General features: G+C 44.9%; 1 protein-coding gene. It reads left to right on the forward strand.

The genetic code is table 11. The annotated features are described in order from the left end of the window. Nucleotides 1–135: 135 nt before the first annotated feature. Nucleotides 136–802, forward strand: a 667-nt coding sequence (locus tag A3729_RS00880) for a transporter substrate-binding domain-containing protein (RefSeq protein WP_156497554.1), incomplete at its 3' end; no start/stop codon positions are given.

The following is an 802-nucleotide window of genomic DNA, read 5'->3' on the forward strand; positions in this document are numbered from 1 at the left end:
AAAAGTTCTATTCAATCCAGTCTTCGACGGAGCCCAATTAAGCTTCGGTCTACTCACCAAGTATTACTTTATGGCAAAACGCTTGTCATTCTCTTACTTGCTTCGTTGCTCTGTGCTTGCGAAAAGCCCAGCACGATGGACAAAATCAATAAGCACAGCACATTACACATCATCACTCGCAACGCTCCAGCCGTTTATTATGAAGGCCGAGAGGGCCCCGCTGGCTTTGAATATGACCTTGCGAAAATGTTTGCCGAAGATGCGGGACTCAAACTGGATGTAAAAGTCGCGGCCACCCGCAGCCAGATTTTGTCAGCACTCGATAACGACTATACCAACATTGCGACCGCCAGCATGGTCGCCTCCGATACGCGCGCAGATCGATATAAATACTCCAGCTCTTACATGGAAACAACCCCCATCGTCGTCTATCGATACGGTAGTGTTAGACCGCGAGATATTAGCGATATTATTGACAAGCGTATCGCGGTAGTAAGTGACAGTTATCACGCAGAAGAATTAAACAACCTGCGTAATGAAAATCCCGACTTAATGAACGCCCTTCAATGGGAAGCTCTTGATGTTGAAACCATTGACCTGATGAAGATGGTACAAGACAAAGAAATTGATTACGCCATCATCACCTCAAACGAGCTAGATATTCACCAAGCTTATTACCCGCGAGTTAAAAAGGCCTTTGAAATTGGTGAAGCACAACAAATTAGCTGGTACTTTCCTGCCAGCACAGATCACACCTTAATTAACAAGGTAAACAACTTCTTATCCCGAATTGAAGAAGATG

It is taken from the genome of Oleiphilus sp. HI0043 (genome assembly GCF_001634935.1).